The 18,327-nt window shown below is 31.3% G+C and carries 15 protein-coding genes and 1 pseudogene; 8 read left to right on the plus strand and 8 right to left on the minus strand.

The genetic code is table 11. From position 1 onward, the window contains the following. The first annotated feature begins 20 nt into the window (after nt 1-20). On the plus strand, nt 21-908 hold the full coding sequence (locus CLOBL_RS14735) for a DUF4474 domain-containing protein (RefSeq protein WP_077859731.1): 888 nt from the start codon (nt 21-23) through the stop codon (nt 906-908). Between the two features lie 119 nt (nt 909-1,027). Here the strand turns inward: CLOBL_RS14735 and CLOBL_RS14740 are convergent, their stop codons facing one another. Further along, nucleotides 1,028-1,441, minus strand: a complete 414-nt coding sequence (locus CLOBL_RS14740) for a CGGC domain-containing protein (RefSeq protein ID WP_077859732.1) — start codon at nt 1,439-1,441, stop codon at nt 1,028-1,030. Between the two features lie 395 nt (nt 1,442-1,836). Here CLOBL_RS14740 and CLOBL_RS14745 point away from each other — a divergent pair, with 395 nt between their 5' ends. From CLOBL_RS14745 to CLOBL_RS14755, 3 genes and pseudogenes are all read left to right on the plus strand, one after another. After that, nucleotides 1,837-3,816, plus strand: coding sequence for a methyl-accepting chemotaxis protein (locus CLOBL_RS14745; protein ID WP_077859733.1), 1,980 nt, complete (start codon nt 1,837-1,839; stop codon nt 3,814-3,816). A gap of 219 nt (nt 3,817-4,035) precedes the next feature. Further along, nucleotides 4,036-4,125 (plus strand): annotated as a pseudogene (locus CLOBL_RS29155) (helix-turn-helix domain-containing protein); the annotation flags it as partial. 82 nt (nt 4,126-4,207) lie between these two features. Next, nucleotides 4,208-5,647: a DUF4173 domain-containing protein gene (locus CLOBL_RS14755; RefSeq protein ID WP_077859734.1), complete on the plus strand. Its 1,440-nt coding sequence runs from the start codon at nt 4,208-4,210 to the stop codon at nt 5,645-5,647. Between the two features lie 135 nt (nt 5,648-5,782). On the opposite strand, the gene CLOBL_RS14760 is transcribed toward CLOBL_RS14755, so the two are convergent. Next, a complete protein-coding gene (locus CLOBL_RS14760) occupies nt 5,783-7,918 on the minus strand; it encodes a sodium-translocating pyrophosphatase (protein ID WP_077859735.1) in 2,136 nt (711 codons plus the stop codon). A 242-nt stretch (nt 7,919-8,160) separates the two neighbouring features. Then, nucleotides 8,161-8,310: a hypothetical protein gene (locus CLOBL_RS28045; protein ID WP_179117763.1), complete on the minus strand. Its 150-nt coding sequence runs from the start codon at nt 8,308-8,310 to the stop codon at nt 8,161-8,163. A gap of 208 nt (nt 8,311-8,518) precedes the next feature. On the opposite strand from CLOBL_RS28045, the gene CLOBL_RS14765 reads away from it, so the two are divergent. Then, the gene (locus tag CLOBL_RS14765; RefSeq protein ID WP_077859736.1) at nt 8,519-10,297 is read left to right on the plus strand and encodes a GGDEF domain-containing protein; all 1,779 of its coding nucleotides are present in this window, start codon (nt 8,519-8,521) and stop codon (nt 10,295-10,297) included. Between the two features lie 101 nt (nt 10,298-10,398). Here CLOBL_RS14765 and CLOBL_RS14770 read toward each other — a convergent pair whose 3' ends face one another. From CLOBL_RS14770 to CLOBL_RS14790, 5 genes are read right to left on the minus strand one after another with little or no spacing between them, the layout of a single operon-like run. Next, nucleotides 10,399-11,103, minus strand: a complete 705-nt coding sequence (locus tag CLOBL_RS14770) for an ABC transporter ATP-binding protein (protein ID WP_077859737.1) — start codon at nt 11,101-11,103, stop codon at nt 10,399-10,401. A gap of 2 nt (nt 11,104-11,105) precedes the next feature. Beyond that, nucleotides 11,106-11,864 carry an ABC transporter ATP-binding protein gene (locus tag CLOBL_RS14775; RefSeq protein ID WP_077859738.1) on the minus strand — a complete coding sequence of 253 codons (759 nt, stop codon included), beginning with the start codon at nt 11,862-11,864 and terminating at the stop codon, nt 11,106-11,108. Nucleotides 11,865-11,868: 4 nt separating this feature from the next. Continuing rightward, on the minus strand, nt 11,869-12,834 hold the full coding sequence (locus CLOBL_RS14780) for a branched-chain amino acid ABC transporter permease (RefSeq protein ID WP_077859739.1): 966 nt from the start codon (nt 12,832-12,834) through the stop codon (nt 11,869-11,871). 9 nt (nt 12,835-12,843) lie between these two features. Next, complete coding sequence (locus tag CLOBL_RS14785) at nt 12,844-13,719, minus strand: branched-chain amino acid ABC transporter permease (protein WP_009167558.1); 876 nt, start codon at nt 13,717-13,719, stop codon at nt 12,844-12,846. Between the two features lie 23 nt (nt 13,720-13,742). Then, a complete protein-coding gene (locus CLOBL_RS14790; protein ID WP_077859740.1) occupies nt 13,743-14,897 on the minus strand; it encodes an ABC transporter substrate-binding protein in 1,155 nt (384 codons plus the stop codon). A gap of 372 nt (nt 14,898-15,269) precedes the next feature. On the opposite strand from CLOBL_RS14790, the gene CLOBL_RS14795 reads away from it, so the two are divergent. The 3 genes from CLOBL_RS14795 to pdxT all read left to right on the plus strand — a co-directional run bounded on the left by CLOBL_RS14795 (nt 15,270) and on the right by pdxT (nt 17,758). Beyond that, the gene (locus CLOBL_RS14795) at nt 15,270-16,235 is read left to right on the plus strand and encodes an RsmD family RNA methyltransferase (protein ID WP_077859741.1); all 966 of its coding nucleotides are present in this window, start codon (nt 15,270-15,272) and stop codon (nt 16,233-16,235) included. Between the two features lie 88 nt (nt 16,236-16,323). Next, on the plus strand, nt 16,324-17,193 hold the full coding sequence (gene pdxS / locus CLOBL_RS14800; RefSeq protein ID WP_009167555.1) for a pyridoxal 5'-phosphate synthase lyase subunit PdxS: 870 nt from the start codon (nt 16,324-16,326) through the stop codon (nt 17,191-17,193). A gap of 1 nt (nt 17,194) precedes the next feature. Beyond that, a complete protein-coding gene (gene pdxT, locus CLOBL_RS14805) occupies nt 17,195-17,758 on the plus strand; it encodes a pyridoxal 5'-phosphate synthase glutaminase subunit PdxT (protein WP_077859742.1) in 564 nt (187 codons plus the stop codon). Nucleotides 17,759-18,327 lie beyond the last annotated feature (569 nt).

Genomic DNA, 18,327 nt, shown 5'->3' on the forward strand with positions numbered 1-18,327 from the left:
TTTAATTGAGGTGAGTATTTATGTGTGTAGGCCTGATAGCAATGCTTGCTGGAATTCGAATGATGAAAGATATGAATAATTTTGTGCTAGGCATAATATCATCTCCTCATCCGATAGATAGAGGAATAGAGATGGCTGGTTATGAGTATGATGCAGAGCAGGATATATTCGTTTGTAATATGAATCCATGGCAGAGAAACATGGGCTATAGCCGTTTGTATGATGAGGCCATGGCACCATTTGGAATGATTGTAGATTGTGAGCCAATTTATTTTGAATATAATAATAAAATATGGTTAATTGAATTATGGAAAGGCCAATATGATTTAAATACTGGCTGTGAAATTGGAGTATATACAGTAGATAAACCACTTTTAAATATTCCAGAAGTATATAAATATATGTTTTATAATTGTGCAAGCGATGCAGAAAGACTAACAATGTCTTTTACTTTAAAAAAGAATGGTAAAATACTTTTTTCAAGAGATGAAAGACACTGGTGGTTAGCAGGCTTTAAGCTTGGAGAGTATTCAGAACCTTCAGAATTGACGATGAATGTAAATATTACTTTTAAAAACAGTGTTATGCGTGATGCATTTATATCAGGATTAATAGATGCAGGGTATTCAGAAAGTGAATATGTTATAAATGGAAATACTCTAGGGATAACCTTTGATAAACCTCATACTCCACAGCCAATTACAAGAATAGAAGAAACTGATAAGATTATACAAAAAAAGAATAAAATATTATGTGATAGATATAATGATATTGCTAATGTATATGATAACTTGGCAGATAAGATAAATGGAATTAAAAAGCAGGCACCTGATATTTATGCAGAAATAATAGATAAGGCAACATTAAGAACACATTTTAGGAATATGAAGAATCCAGAACTCACGTAGAGTGATGTTATTTTGGCAGGAGATAAACTCCTGCCTTTAATTTTGTGGAATTCTGCAGCGTTTATATAGCTTGCAGTTTCTCTATAGAGAATTTGATCAGATAAGGATTTATTTTTTGTTTAATTGTAAGATATATAAATGCCCTCTGCTCTTTTCTTTTCAGCGTTTTTACTTATATAAGAGCCATCTATAATATTTTTATAACCTTTTTTTGCGATAATAGATTTAATGTAATCAATATGAGGACATCTGTCAGTATGATAATTATCTGTTGTAATGCAGGATGATAAATGTACTGCAACCTCATCCTTTTCTATGTTATTCTTACTTCTTAATTTCTTAGAAAGATGTTCTAATTTTGCAGCAACACTCTTGCCACAGCAGCCACCACAAGTAAAAGATATGTATCTGGTAGAATCATCATAATTTTTAAAAACATCATCTCTATTATAAAAAGCATTTGTGCAGGCAAAGCCACTGCAACGGTTATGTGTAATGTCACATTGAATAATAACTACATATTTTATGTTCATTTATTTCAGCCCCCTTTAAATAATATAATTATACAATACTATTAGGGATTCGAGAAAGTATTAGTTTTATTTGAAAGATGCAAAGAAGGCATAAAATTTTTAGGAGGTGTTAAGCTTTTAACAATGAAATACGATAGTAATAATAATACAAATATTTTCAAAAATTTACATTATAATCGTTATATTTGCTATATTCATTTAAAACATAAGCTAAAATATAAGGCACAATAAAATAGAATTAAATAAGCAATAAGAAAGTAAACGTGAATCTAGACAAATATTAACAAATGTAAGTAGGTCAAATTATTCAAATTGCGTGAATTAGCTAGAATTAACTGTACAGTGAACTTGCTGCACGTAGATTAAAACAAAATGAAATGCAAAGGAGAAAGATTATGTTTAAAAATCTAAAATTGGGGACAAGAATAATTTCATTACTTGCATCACTGATTATATTATCAGTATTAATAATTGGAGTTGTATCAACCAACTCACAAGTTGCTACAGTTAATGATAATCTTACCTACACCACTAAGGAACTATCAACAAGCCTAAGCCAAAAGATAGATGCGTTTTTATCTGAACATGTTTCAGTATTAGAGGGATTGGCATGTACAAATGATTTAAGATCATATAACCCAGAAAATCAAAGGGCACTTTTAGAAGAAGTTAATAAAAAGTATTCAGATTTTGCACTTATATATGTAACAGATGCTACAGGATTACAGACGGCTAGATCAGATGGAAAGAATCAATTTGATAATAATTCAGATAGGGATTATTTTCAGGCTGCAGCTTCACAGAAAAAAACTGTAATTAGTGATGTATTGATTTCTAAGACTACAGGAAAGCCGGCAGTGGTTATAGCAGTTCCAATTTTTAATGCTGAGAAGCAATTTGAAGGGATCTTAGGAGCAACCTTAGATTTAAATTCACTAGAAGAGATGAGAAATAAAGTTATTCTTGGAAAAACGGGATATGCATTTATAACAGACACTCAAGGGCAGATTTTAGCTCATCCCGATGGAAAAATGGTTGAAGAAAGAACTAATGTTTCAGATGTGGATATTGTTAAGAAAGCTTTAACAGGAGAATCTGGAGCAGAGGAGTATGAATATCAAGGGGAAAAAGTGTTTGGAAGCTATACAAAGGTGACAACTACAGGCTGGGCAGTTGTAGTTAGGCAGAGTAGGGATGAAGCCTTTGCATCTATTAATAGTATAAGAATAAAAATGATTATAATTGGGGTGGTTATTTTAGCCATTGTTATTGTGATTGGAGTAATTTTATCTAAAAGTATGATAAAACCTTTATTGATTTTAAAGGAAGCTGCAAAGCAATTAGCTCAAGGTAATTTAGCTTATAACTTTAATGTAAATACTGGTGGAGAAATAGGAGAATTATCAGAATCATTTATAGATATGAGGGAAAGTTTAAAAAATTTAGTTCAGCAAATTTCTGTGGCGGCTGATAATGTAACAACGTCTTCTGAGGAAGTGTTAAATTCAGCTAAACAGGCTGAAATTGTATCCAGCCAAATTGCAGAGGCCACCAGCCAATTAGCTCTAGGAAGTGATGAGCAGGCTAAAAGCGTTGAAAGAACACTTGGATCAATTAACAGTATTGTTGAAGCTATAGAGGAAATTGCAGTTAATAGTAATAATTCACTTGGATCATCAGTAGAAGCAGAAGAATTGGTTAAAGCTGGTGTAGAGATCGTGAATGCACAGAATATAAAGATGGAAGAGAGCACTAATGCAGTTAATCAGGTATCTAAAGTTATATTTACTTTAAATGATAGGACTGTGCAAATAGGACAAATTGTGGAGGTAATTGAAGATATAGCAGAACAGACTAATTTATTAGCTTTAAACGCAGCTATTGAGGCAGCAAGAGCAGGGGAGCAGGGAAAAGGCTTTGCAGTTGTTGCGGATGAAGTTAGAAAACTTGCAGAAGAATCTCAAACTTCTATTGGAAAGATTCAAGGAATTATACAGGATATTAAAACTACTACCAGTGTTGCGGTAGATAGTGCAAAAAATGCTACAGATGCAATAAGTGAGCAAAATGAATCAGTAAAAAATACATCTAGAGTTTTTAATGATATCTTAAGCAATGTAAACTTAATTGCAAGAGAAATAGAAGGAATTTCAAATTCTACAGATGGAGTAAAGGGCGCTGGAGAGAATATACAACAAGATATGGAAAGAATTCTAGCTGTATCTGAAGAAACTTCTGCTAGCACAGAGGAAGTAACAGCTTCTACAGAAGAGCAGGCAACTTATAGTGAAAATATTTTAAATGAAATTGAAAAGTTGAATGTTATGGCAGATGAGCTAAAGGCATACGTTAAGAAGTTTGTAGTGCATAATTAACAATTTACAGTTTAGGAAGTAAAATATACAGTTTTAAAATATACATATAATGTTTTAAAAGTCCACTTTCAAACATAGAAAACTTGTTTGAAAGTGGATTATTTTAGGTGTAGTTAAATAGCGTGAAATGCATGGCTTAATTTTAAAGTATCAATAAAAATATATCGTATTTCAATAAAAAACTATTGAAATACAAGAAATATAATAATATAATAAGGAAAAGCCATAAGATTTTCAACATTGGATGAAATTTGTGAGGAGTTAGAGTGTCAGCTTGGAGATTTGCTTGAAGATGTAAAAGAAAGTTAAATATTAAAATTTAATTTTTGAAAAATTTCTTAGGTAGTTAATAGTAGAAATGCTTAAATGAGGTTAGGAGGGAGAAATTATTATGAAAGAATTAGATCAAAAAGCGCTATTTTGGATAGCTGCTGCAAGTATTTTATTTATGGAACTTTTGATTTTTGGCGGGTGGGGAATAGCTGTACCTATATCAGTAATTATATATTACATTTTAATATTATCTCAAAATAAGACAATAAGAATAAAGAGAAATGTATTATTACTTATACCTATAATCATGATATCTTTATGTTTTGTATTTTTTGATAATATGCTTTTAAAATTTTTAAACGTGATATTTTTATATGGATTAATTGTTCTAGATACAAGTGAGCAATTTAAAGTCAATAAATTCGAGTTTCTATCTCTTGAGTGGATTATGCAGGTGGTTCCAATAGGTATAATAAAACCAATAAAAAATATTTTAGCGCCTATTAGACTAATACGAGATGATGGAAAGGATAAATACAGAAAGTTCTTTAATATATTTTGGAAAATCTTAATAGGACTTCTCGTGGGTTTACCAATAGTGTTTATAGCTACTATATTATTAATGCGATCTGATATAGCTTTTAAAAACGTAATAGATTTAATAAATGATAATTTAAGTTTTAATTTTTTCGCTATAATAAAAAGAATAGCTGTATTTACAATTATATATTTCCCTTTATGCGGATATTTTTATGGAGTTAAAAACAAAGAGAAGGAAAATTGTAATGAGGAGAATAAACAGATAAAAATAAAATTTGACTTTACAATAGTTATTACAGCTACAAGTTTCTTATGCACTATTTATGTTATGTATTGTTTAGCAAAATTTACTTATCTTATATCATCCTTTATGGGTATATTACCAGCAGAATATACTTTTTCAGAATATGCAAGACAAGGATTTTTTGAATGTGTTCCGTTAGTAAGTATAAATTTATTTTTTATAATAGTGTTAGATTTATTTACTAAAGTAAATGATAGTAAGAAGAAAAGGATTATAACTAAAGGATTTATTTATTATCTGATAGCATTTACTTTATTTTTAGTGATTTCAGCGCTTTCTAAAATGATACTATATATTAATGCTTATGGAATTACACTTATGCGTGTCTATATTGCCTGGATTTTGATTCTTGGTTTTATAATTTTATTATTAATCGGAATAAAAGAATATAATAACAAGTTCAAGCTTATAAGGAATGTATTTATCGCTTTTACAATTATGTTTTTAGGTTTAAATTACATAAATGTTGATTATAGAATAGCAAAATATGATGCTGATTTGTATATAGCAGGAAAAGTGGACACAATAGATGCATTTAAGGACTTGAGCAATTCAGCCCTGGAACCGCTTATGGAAGTATCAAGAACTGGAGATAAAAAGACTCTCTTACTAAAAAGATATGAAAATAGATTAGAGGAAAAGGAAAAGTGGCAAGATTGGAATGTCGTAACATATAAGGCAAAAAAGATACTTGAAAATGAAAAAATAAACTAAAAATATCCCTAAGGAATGTTGCATCAAGTAATTTACATTCATTAATATCGTTTGCTGAGCAAAAAGCGTATGATATATTACTGAAGTTTTACTTTTATGGCAATAGCCTTAGGGATATTCTACAAGTAAATGTTTCTAACTAAACAACGCTACAAATACTAATGTTAAAGTACTTACAAGTTTTATAAGAACATGAAGTGATGGTCCAGCAGTGTCTTTAAATGGATCGCCAACGGTATCACCAACAACACTGGCTTTATGTGCTTCGGAATTTTTGCCGCCATGTTCTCCAAGCTCTATAAGTTTTTTAGCATTATCCCAGGCTCCACCGCCGTTATTTAAGAAGAGTGCCATAATAACACCGGCAATGGTTGTTATCATTAGGAAACCAGCAGCGGATTCTTTACCTAAAAGAATTCCAACTATTACAGGAGCACAAACCACTATTATTCCAGGAAGAACCATTTCTTTTAATGCTCCTTTTGTAACAATATCAACGCAGCGAGCATAATCAGGCTTTGCTTTTCCTTCCATTATGCCTGGAATCTCTTTGAATTGCCTTCTAACTTCAAGTATTACATATTGAGCTGCCCTACTGACAGAACTTATTGCAGTAGAACTAAATAGAAATACTATCATAGCACCTATAAAACCACCAATAAATACTTCAGGTTTTCCTATATCAACTGAAAACCAAGAATCTAAAGGTTTACCAAGTATTTTCTTTACTTCATCTAAGTATGCAGAAAATAGTAAGAAGGTTGCTAAAGCAGCTGATCCTACAGCATATCCTTTTGTTAATGCTTTTGTAGTATTTCCACATGCATCTAATCTATCAGTTATATTCCTGATTTCTTCAGGGGCACCAGACATTTCTGTAATTCCACCAGCATTATCAGTTATTGGACCAAAGGTATCCATTGCAAGAATATAAGTACAGGTAGAAAGCATTCCCATAGTTGCAATTGCGGTGCCGTATAATCCGGAGTTTGCTACATTAGGTAGTGCTAATTCGCTTAACTTATAAGATACATATATGCAGATAGATATAAATATTACAGGTAATGCAGTTGACTCCATACCAACTGACAATCCAGTTATTATGTTAGTTCCTGCTCCTGTTTCGGAAGAATTAGCAATTTCTCTTACAGGCTTATGAGTTATTGAAGTATAATAATCGGTTAGCATTACAAATGCATAACTAAGAACTATACCAGCTACAGCGCATCCATAAAGATAAATGGAATTTACAGTAGTACCTGTTGGAAGTTTGCCTGTTAACATATTATTTACTACAAAAAATAGAAGTACCAAATTTATTATAGAAGTAATAACGAACCCACCCTTTAATGCTTTCATAGGGTCATCAGTATTATTCTTTACCTTAACAGCAAAGATACCAATTATAGAAGCTATAATGCCTAAGGCACGTGCTACTAGAGGAAAGAGTATGCCTTTCCAGCCAAAGATAGGATATAGTGCAACACCAAGAATCATAGCACCCACATTTTCAGCGGCTGTAGATTCAAAAAGGTCAGCACCTCTGCCGGCACAGTCACCAACATTATCACCAACAAGATCAGCAATAACAGCAGGATTTCTAGGGTCATCTTCTGGAATACCAGCTTCAACCTTTCCAACAAGGTCAGCGCCAACATCAGCAGCTTTTGTATATATACCACCACCAAGTTGTGCAAAAAGTGCAACAAAAGATGCTCCAAAACCAAATCCAACTAGAAGTGAAGGAGCTTCTTTTATAAGATCATCATTACCAGAAGCACCACCATAAATAAGAAAGAGAGTGGCAACACCTAATAAGGATAATGCGGTAACAGCTAGTCCAGTAACCGCACCACCTTTTAATGCGATTTGAAGAGCATTATTTAGCCCTTTTTTTGCACCAGCAGCAGCTCTTATGTTTGAATTAACAGCCATATACATACCAATATAGCCTGATAGAGCTGAGCAGAATGCCCCAGTTATAAACGCTATACCAGTATGTAAAGATATTGATACAGCAGAGCTAGAGCCCTTTGAGACGTTACCAAAATAATTAGATAAGAGAATTAAAAATAAAACTACAATGGATAAGACAGCGATAGTCTTGTACTGTCTTTTAATGAATGCCATAGCACCTTCTTTGATGTAAGTAGATATTTCTTGCATTTGTTTGGTGCCTTTGTCTTGAGAAAATGTGAACCTGACCAAATAGATAATTGCTATAAGCGCAATTATTATAACGCTATAGATAAGCATGAAATATGGTACCATTTAGAACATCCCCTTTTTTTTATTAAATACAAAATTCTTACCCTTATATTATACAATAAAATATTCAGAATATTACAAATATTTTGTAATTTTACATATTATAGAAAAATAATTTTGTATATAAAAAGTAAGCTGAGAAAATAAGAAGTCTAAAAGCTAGATTAACCTTTTAGATATTTTATATTCTCTCTGCTTATGACAATCATTTATAGATTAACTAATGAAAAGTTATATTTTAAGCTTTAGAATTTAGGATTTATTTCATCTCTCTGAATTCTTTTTAAATCTTTTAATCTTAGGTGAGTTTTTTCTCTGATTACATCCCAGTGCTCTCCATCAATTATCATCTTCTTTGCGCTATCATTCAAAGATTTTTTTTCTAATTCACTCATAAATAGTACCTCCTGTTAACACATTTTAGATATATTTAGTTTGTCTTAAAATAAATAATATATTCATTTGCACTTTATTTACATTGATTTTACAAAAATAGAATATGAAGTTAACGCAAAAAGGCTATTATAGTAAATAATGGTACATATACAATGTGAAAGTAATACTGAGTGTATATGAAGTAAAAAAGGATGTGTAGTAGAAGAAGTGGAATCTTTAGGTAATAATTCATACGCGCAGAACTATGAAGGTCAGAAATTTGAAGAGTTTTATAAAATAATTGAGACCAGAAATGTGAGATCTGTTTTTCAACCAATTGTATCTCTTACTGATTGCACTGTAATCGGGTATGAAGCATTAAGTAGAGGCCCAAGGGATTCTTATATGCAAAATCCAGAAGTTCTTCTAGATATGGCCAAAGAATGTGATAAGATATGGGAGCTTGAAGAATTATTTCGTTCTAAAGCACTAGAGAATATATTGCGTAGCAAATTGAATGCAAAGGTATTTCTAAATATTAATCCAGTTATTATTGATAATTTGAAATTTAAGGATTCATTTACAAAGGAATATCTAAAAAAATATAATTTAGATTGTAGGAATGTAGTATTTGAAATAACAGAACGAGATGCAATTCAAGATTTGAAGAGTTTTATGCAGACTATCGAATACTGGAAAAATCAAAATTATGGAATAGCAATCGATGATGCTGGATCAGGGCATTCAGGCCTTAATAGAATATGTAAAATCAATCCTCATTACATAAAATTAGATATGGAACTTATTAGAGATATAGATAAATTTCCTATACAGCAGGCAATAGTTAAAAGTATGTATGAATTTTCAAGGTTAACAGACTGCAAATTAATTGCAGAAGGAATAGAAACTGAAGATGAACTTAAGGTACTTATAGATATTGGAATTCAATATGGGCAAGGGTATTTTATACAAAAGCCAGAAGAATCTATAAATTCAATTAAATATGAAGTAATTGATACAATAAAGAGGTTAAATATAAAGAAAAATGCACAATATGCCTACAACATAGCTAATGTTTATATTAGCAGTATAGCTAAGAAGAAAGAAGTATTAGATCCTAAGATTTTAGTATGTGATGTAGATTCAAAATTTAAAGAAAATCAGGATCTACTAGGAATTTGTGTGGTAGACAATGGAGAAGTAAAAGGCGTCGTTACGAGAAATTCTTTTTATAGCAAATTGGGCTGGAGATACGGATATAGCATATATTCCTCCAAAGCCATATCAATCATCATGAATACGAATTATCTAAGTGTTGATTATAAGATGCCAATAGATAAGGTGATAAAGCTTGCAATGGCAAGATCTAAGGATACGTTGTATGATCACGTAACAGTAACTAAAAATTCAAAATATTACGGTATTGTTACAATAAAGGATTTAATAGAAAAGACAATTGAGATAGAAGTAGATAATGCAAGACATTCAAATCCATTAACAGGGCTTCCTGGAAATGTAATAATTGAACAGAATATTGAAAAATGTATCTTTTCTAAGGAAGAATATTGTGTATTATATTTTGATATTGATAATTTTAAACCATATAATGATGTTTATGGCTTTGAGAATGGAGATATGATAATTAAATTTTTAGCTAAGGCTATAACTGATAACATTTCAAAGGACGATTTTATTGGGCATATTGGAGGAGATGATTTTATAGCTATAGTATCTTCATGGAATGCAGAAAAAGTATGTAAAAGAATATTAAAGAATTTTAATGAATTAGCAATAGAATACTATGATAGCAAAGATTTAAAAAATGGATATATAATAGCTCAAAATAGACATGGCATAGAAGAGAAATTTCCATTGGTCTCTGTATCAATAGCAGGCCTCACCAATAAGAAAAGAGAGTTTGCAAGCAGCTATGTTTTGGCTAAGGAGTCAAGTAAGCTGAAGAAGAAATGTAAACAAAATGGAGGAAATTGCTACTTAATAATTTAAGCTTCCTAAATATAATAAGTATATATAAAAAAGTAGAACAATCATCATAAAAGATAGTTCTACTTTTTTGCGTAATTATTTTACTAATATTAAATTCAAAATTATTCTCCAAGATATGCACTTTTAATGCTCTCATCATTAAGAAGTTCTTTTGCATCACCTGTTTTCACTATATTTCCAGTTTCAAGAACATAGGCTCTATGGGCAATAGCAAGTGCCATATTTGCATTTTGCTCAACAAGAAGTATAGTTGTGCCTGCCTTATTGATTTCAACTATTGTATCAAAAATATCTTTAACAACAAGAGGTGCAAGTCCCATTGAAGGTTCATCAAGTATAAGCATTTCAGGTCTGTTCATTAAAGCTCTTCCTATTGCAAGCATTTGCTGTTCACCACCAGAAAGAGTACCAGCCGGCTGTTTTACTCTCTCCTTTAGTCTTGGAAATTTAGAAAATACCATTTCCATATCTTCTTTTATTCCAGCCTTGTCTTTTCTTAAATAAGCTCCAAGTTCCAAATTTTCTAAAACTGATAGTTCAGGGAAAACTCTTCTGCCTTCTGGAACGTGAGAAAGACCTAGAGATACTATCTTATTAGCAGGAACTTTATTTAACGCTGAGTTTTTAAAAGTAACTGTTCCTGATTTTATTGGCTCAAGTCCTGATATAGCTCTAAGAGTAGATGTTTTACCAGCACCATTAGCTCCAATTAAGGTTACTATTTCACCTTGTTTTACTTCAAGGGAAATATCTTTTAATGCATGAATAACACCATAATATAGATTGATTTTATCTACTTTTAGCATTTTTAAGCCCCCTCTCCAAGATAAGCTTCTATTACCTTAGGGTTGTTTTTAATTTCTTCTGGAGTACCTTCAGCAATTTTTTTTCCGTAATCAAGAACTGCTATTTTATCGCAGATTCCCATAACTAACTTCATATCATGTTCTATTAATAGAATTGATATGTTGAATTTATCCTTAATCCAGTTTATAAGATCCATAAGCTCTGTTGTTTCCTGAGGATTCATACCAGCAGCAGGTTCGTCTAATAATAGTAAAGATGGTTCAGCTGCAAGAGCCCTTACTATTTCAAGTTTCCTCTGCTCTCCATAAGGAAGATTGCTAGCTAATTCATCCTTCTTTCTATCAAGAGAGAAAACTTTTAATAATTCAATACTTTTATTTATAATTTCTGCTTCTGTTTTTCTAAACTTAGGAGTTCTAAGGATAGAATCAAATAAAGAATAATTTATCCTATAATTAAAACTAACTTTAACATTATCAAGAACAGTAAGGTTAGAAAATAGACGAATGTTTTGAAAGGTTCTGGCTATTTTCTTTTTAGTTATATTATACGGCTTAAGACCTTGAATCTTTTCTCCAAGATAAGATATAGTACCTTCTGTTGGAGTATAAACGCCAGTTAACATATTAAATACAGTAGTCTTACCAGCACCATTAGGTCCTATGAGCCCAACAATTTCTTTTTCTGCTATTGTAAGATTAAAATCTGAAACTGCCTTTAATCCACCAAAGACAATTGATAAGTTTTGAACGTCTAACATAGAATTAAGCCTCCTCTCTGTCCTTTGATTTTTTATTAGGTATTAATTTGCTAAATATTTTAAGAGAAACCTCTTTATCTCCAAGTAATCCTTCAGGTCTAAAAATCATAAGAAGTATTAATGCTAATGGATATATAACCATTCTAAAATCACCCATGCCTCTTAAAAGCTCTGGTAAGAAAGTTAATGCTATGGCAGAAATTATAGAACCAGATAATGATCCCATACCACCAAATACAACGAAAGTTAAATAATCTATTGATTTATTAAAATCGAAAGAATCAGGTTTTATATAGCCAGCATAGTGAGCGTAAAGTCCACCAGCAAGTCCAGCAAAGAAAGCAGCTATAGCAAATGCTAATATCTTATATTTAAGAGCATTTATTCCCATGGATTCAGCAGCTATTTCATTTTCACGAATAGAAAGCATTGCTCTACCTTGGGAGGAATTAATAATATTTTTTATTATGATAATGCTGACTACCATGAATACAAAAGCAACTGTGAAGGTAGTTTTTACAGGTATTCCTGTAAGTCCACGAGCCCCGCCAACTGGATTAATATTCATAATTATTATTTGTATGATTTGGCAGAAAGCTAAGGTTGTTATTGCAAAATAATCGCCAGTAAGCTTTAGGGTAGGATATCCAATTAGGGCTGCTAACAAGCATGCGATTACTGCACCAATAAGTATTGAAATAACAAATGGCATATGGGCTTTTTGTGTTATCATTGCAGACACATATGCTCCAATTGACATGAAACCTGCATGTCCTAAACATAACTGTCCTGTAAATCCAACAATTAAGTTTAGTGAAACTGCCAATATAACGTTTATTAAAGCAAAAGTAATAATTCCTTTATAATATGAATTAATGACATTTGCACTAATCAAGCCAAATAATACTGCATATGTTATTAAGACTCCAACTATAATACAAATGTTCTTTTTGTTAAATAAATTCTTCATAATTAACACCTACACTTTCACATTGGTCTTTTTACCTAGTAGACCAGAAGGCTTAATTAAAAGTATTATGATTAAAATCGCAAATACAATCGCATCTGAAAAGTTTGTTGATATATATGCTTTTGAGAAGGTTTCAAGAAGTCCAATAGCAATTCCACCAACAAGGGCTCCAGGGATACTTCCAATTCCACCAAGTACTGCGGCAACGAATGCTTTAAGTCCAGGCATAGCTCCCATATAAGGAGTGATGCTAGGGTAAGATATTGCAACTAAAACTCCAGCTATACCAGCTAAGGCAGAACCTATAGCAAAGGTAAGAGAGATAGTGTTATTAACGTTTATACCCATAAGAGAAGCGGCTTCCATATCTTGAGAAGATGCTCTCATAGCTTTTCCAACTTTAGTTTTATAAACAATAAATTGAAGTAAAATAACAAGAAAAGCAGAAATTCCAAGCATCAATATTGTTTTTACATCAATTTGAACAGATCCTATATTAATACTCCCAGCATTAATTAAATCAGGAAATGGTTTAGGATTAGATCCAACTAATAATCTCATAGCATTTTGAAGGAATAAAGAAACACCAATTGCTGTAATAAGCAAAGCAATTCTTGGAGAATTTCTAAGTGGCTTGTAAGCAATTTTTTCTATAATTATTCCGGCTAGGGCTGAAACTACCATTGCAACTAATAAAGTTGGAATTAATGGTAATTTTAACGTTGAAGCACAATAGAAGCCTGAAAAGGCTCCTATCATGTAAATTTCACCGTGGGCGAAATTTATTAATTGAATTATTCCATAAACCATTGTATATCCTAATGCTAGGAGGGCATATACACTTCCTAAGGCTAAACCATTGATTAGTTGTTGTAAAAATTCCATAGTATATTCCTCCTATTAAAATATTAAGGGTTAACTTTATCAGCTAAAACTTTCTTATCTCCATCAATTTTAATGATAGCTGCACTCTTTATAGCACTTCTGTCACTACCAAATTTGATGTTACCAGTAACACTGTTCATTTCCATTCCAGCTAAAGCATCTTTAATAGCAGCGCCATCTGTTTTGCCAGCTTTTTCGATTGCTTTAACTAAAATTTTAGAAGTATCATATGAAAGAGCAGCAAAAGCATCTGGTTCTTTGTTATATTCTTTCTTATATGATTCAACAAAGTTCTTTACATTTTCATCTGAATCTCCAGAGTAATAGTGGTTAATGTATAATGCACCATTTACTGCATCTCCACCAATTTTAGTTAATTCTTCTGATTCCCAGCCATCTCCACCAAGGAATTGAGATGTTATTCCCATTTCTCTAGCTTGCTTAGCGATAAGACCAACAACATTGTAGTAATCAGGTAATACTAATATATCTGGATTTAAGCTCTTAATTTTAGTTAATTGAGCCTTAAAATCAGTATCCTTATCGTTATAAGTTAGGAATTCACCAACTTGTCCACCAGCAGCTTCAAATTTTGATTTAAAGCTATCAGCTATACCTTTTGAGTAATCTGAACCAGCATTATATAATACAGCAGCTGTCTTCTTAGATAATTTTTCAGTAGCATATTTTGCAAGAACTTCTCCTTGGAAGGAGTCAACAAAACATCCTCTAAACATATATTCTCCACCAACATTTGTTATTGTAGGTTCTGTAGCCGTTGGAGTGATCATTGGAATTTGTTTTGCTGTTGCATTTGGAGCAACTGCAAGTGTTGCACCTGATGTAACAGGTCCTAATATTGCACATACCTTTTCATCATCAACTAATTTATTGAAGGCCTGCATTGATGAGTTTGGATCAGCTTGGTCATCTTCAAAAACAAATTGAATTTTCTTTCCGTTAATTCCACCCCCATCATTAACCTCTTTTTCTAATAATTCAGCACCTTCTTTTACTGAAACCCCGTATGTAGATGCTGCGCCAGATAATGGCCCGATAGCTCCGATTTTAATAGTATCTCCTGTACTACCGCTGCCTGCCGAATTTCCACTACAACCAGCAAGAAGTGTGATAGACATTGCAGCAGCTAGTATTCCTGAAAGTAAATTTTTTTTCATAATTATCCCCTTTCCTTATTGCAAACAATAATATCAAAATAACAATATATTCAATTAAATGTTAACGAAGTGATATGCTATTAATATTTTTATTATTGATATAATAACATATTGCTCTAATAACTACAATAATGATATTTAATATTTTATATAAAAAATAATAAGTATTAAATGAAAACAGTATCATACTTGGGTAAAATAAAGAAAATGATGTTATGTTAAGGAAATTACAAAAGAAAATATGAAAATAGAGTGAAATTTGTGTGGATCATATTATAAATACATGTAGAGAAACATCTATTATGATAATATTGAATTAGAAGTAGAGTCAGCAGATTTAAATTATTTAAAGAATAAGGTGAGGGAAACTAATTGAATGAAGAAATAGTAAATTATAAAAATGATAATAAGACCTATAAAAGACATGTTTACTTTATTAAGTATCCAGTATTTGAAGAAGAGTTATGTAAGCTGGAGATGAGGTGCCTTTTTGGCAAAACTCCAAGTGAAAAATATTTATTTTCAGATTCATACATTAATATATCAAGAAGTCCATTCATAAAAGAAATGATTTCAATAATTTATGAAGAAGATTCTTTAGATCAAATATTAAAAAATATCATAGAGGATAAATTAGCTTATGACGATTTTAAGGTTTGTTATGTGAAATTAGAAAATGGGGATATAGAGTATAAGGAAAGACTTAATAGTCTAAATAAGATAGGATTTGTAATAACGGGTGAGCCAGAGATGCACAATCCTAAGATTATACTTGGAATAACTAAGATATGTGGTAAATGGATATTTGGTAAATATGAAAAAAACGATTATGAATGGCATATCCATGATAAGAAGCCTTATTCATATTCTAATTCATTAGGGTTAAGGGTAGCAAGAGCATTAGTTAATATAGCAGTCCAAAATAACTTAGATTGCAAGTTAATAGATCCATGTTGTGGTGTCGGAACAGTTGTTATTGAGGCTCTTTCAATGGGAATTAATGTAGTGGGATGTGAATTAAATAAAAGTATTGCAGAAAATGCCCAAAGGAATTTAAAATTTTTTGGATATGAAAATGTAGTGACAAATGGAGATATGAACAATATTGAAAAGCAATATGATGTTTCTATAATAGATCTTCCATATGGACTGTTTACACCAACAACGATAGAAGAACAAACTTCACTTATTAAAAGTGCTAGAAGAATAAGTAAGAAATTAGTTATTGTTACTTTTGAAAATATGGATAAAGAAATTATTGAGGCAGGGTTTAATATAGTTGATAGATCGTATGTGTGTAAAGGCAAATTTAAAAGATATATAACTATTTGTGAATAGAGAGTTTTGAAATGTATGGGTACATTTGCATTGTATCCATACATATTTTATTATATGGATAAAATAAAAAAAGGGGGATTTGTATATCATGGAAAGAGAATCAATAAATAAAAATCTTGCTCAAATGTTAAAGGGCGGAGTAATCATGGATGTTACTAATAAAGAAGAAGCAATTATTGCGGAAAAAGCTGGGGCATGTGCAGTAATGGCTCTTGAAAGAGTTCCTTCTGATATAAGAAAAGAAGGTGGAGTAGCTAGAATGTCAGATCCTAAAATGATAAAAGAAATTCAAGAAGCTGTGTCTATCCCAGTTATGGCAAAGGTCAGAATAGGACATTTTGTAGAAGCTCAGATTCTACAAGCATTAAACATTGACTTCATAGATGAAAGTGAAGTGCTTACACCAGCAGATGATAAATATCATATAAATAAAGAAGATTTTAAGGTTCCATTTGTATGTGGCGCAACTAATATCGGTGAAGCTTTAAGAAGGATTGGTGAAGGCGCATCAATGATAAGAACTAAGGGAGAAGCAGGAACAGGCGATGTAGTACAAGCAGTTAAGCATATGAGAACTATGAATGATCAAATAAAGATGATACAAAATGCTTCAAAAGAAGAATTAATGACTATAGCTAAAAACTTTAATGCACCATATGATTTAGTTAGATACGTATTTGAAAATGGTAAATTACCTGTTGTTAACTTTGCAGCAGGGGGAATTGCAACTCCAGCAGACGCAGCTCTTATGATGCAGCTAGGAAGTGAAGGCGTATTTGTAGGATCAGGAATATTTAAATCAGATAATCCAGAAAAAAGAGCAAGGGCAATAGTACTTGCAACTACTTATTATAATGATCCAGAAAAGCTAGCAGAGGTTTCTACTGATTTAGGCGGAGCCATGAGTGGAATTTCAGCAGAAGAAATCCAGACACAATACGCTGAAAGAGGCTGGTAGCATGAAAGTTGGAGTTTTATCCTTACAAGGTGGTGTTATAGAACATCTAAATCAGATAAAGTTATTAGGGCATACTGCGGTCGAAGTGAAAAAAGAAGAAGACTTAGATGATATTGATGCAATAATATTACCAGGTGGAGAAAGTACAACTATTGGAAAGCTATTAAAGGTTACAGGATTAATGGAGCCACTTTCAGAAAAAATAAGAAGTGGATTGCCAACGTGGGGAACATGTGCAGGAATGATATTGCTAGCAAAGGAAATAGAGGGACAGGAAGAAAAGTATCTTCAACTTATGGATATTAGGGTAAAAAGAAATGCATTTGGAACTCAAGTAGATAGTTTTAAAGCGAATGAAGTAATAGAAGAAGTGTCAAAAGATAAGGTAGAACTTGTTTTTATTAGAGCTCCATATATAATAGAGGCAAAAGATAACGTAAAGATATTATGCAAGATAGATAATAAAATAGTAGCTGCTAAGCAAGATAATATTGTGGTTACAGCTTTCCATCCGGAATTAACAGCAGATTTAAGTTTTTTAAATTACTTTTTAGAAAGCATATAATCTAAAATTAATTTTAAAACAAAAATAGTAATAAAATTAAACTACTAAGAATACATATTAGCAATGATAGTTAATTATTATCTAAAATATTTTCTTGGTAGTTTTTTACCGAAAGATTTATCTACATTATATGTAATATACATGTGCAAAATAATTGCAGCATAAAAAGAAATATATTTGGTTATGAAATCTAAAATACAATTTCATAGAAACAAAGTAGAATAGGCTTTTACATAAGTATTATTGATTTATATTCATAAAAATCCGCAGTTAACTTAGCGGGGTGTATCAATAATAGAAAAAAAAAGAAAAATAGAGAACTAAGGAGAATTATAAGATTAAAGTTAAAATACAGTAACTTTAGCAATAATTCAAATAAGTATATATGTTAAGATAAAACACGTCGCTGAGAGCGGCAAACAACTTGAAAGAAATTGATAAAGAACTTCGAAATAAGAACTTCAAAAAGATTTTAAAATAGTTGTTGACAAGCCCTGAAGCAAGTGATATACTGAGTAAGTCGCTTGAGGGTGACAAGAAAAAACATAAAGTTACAACGAAAGTTGTGA

Origin of the sequence: Clostridium sp. BL-8 (assembly GCF_002006495.1) — a bacterium.
Classification (GTDB): Bacteria; Bacillota; Clostridia; order Clostridiales; family Clostridiaceae; genus Clostridium.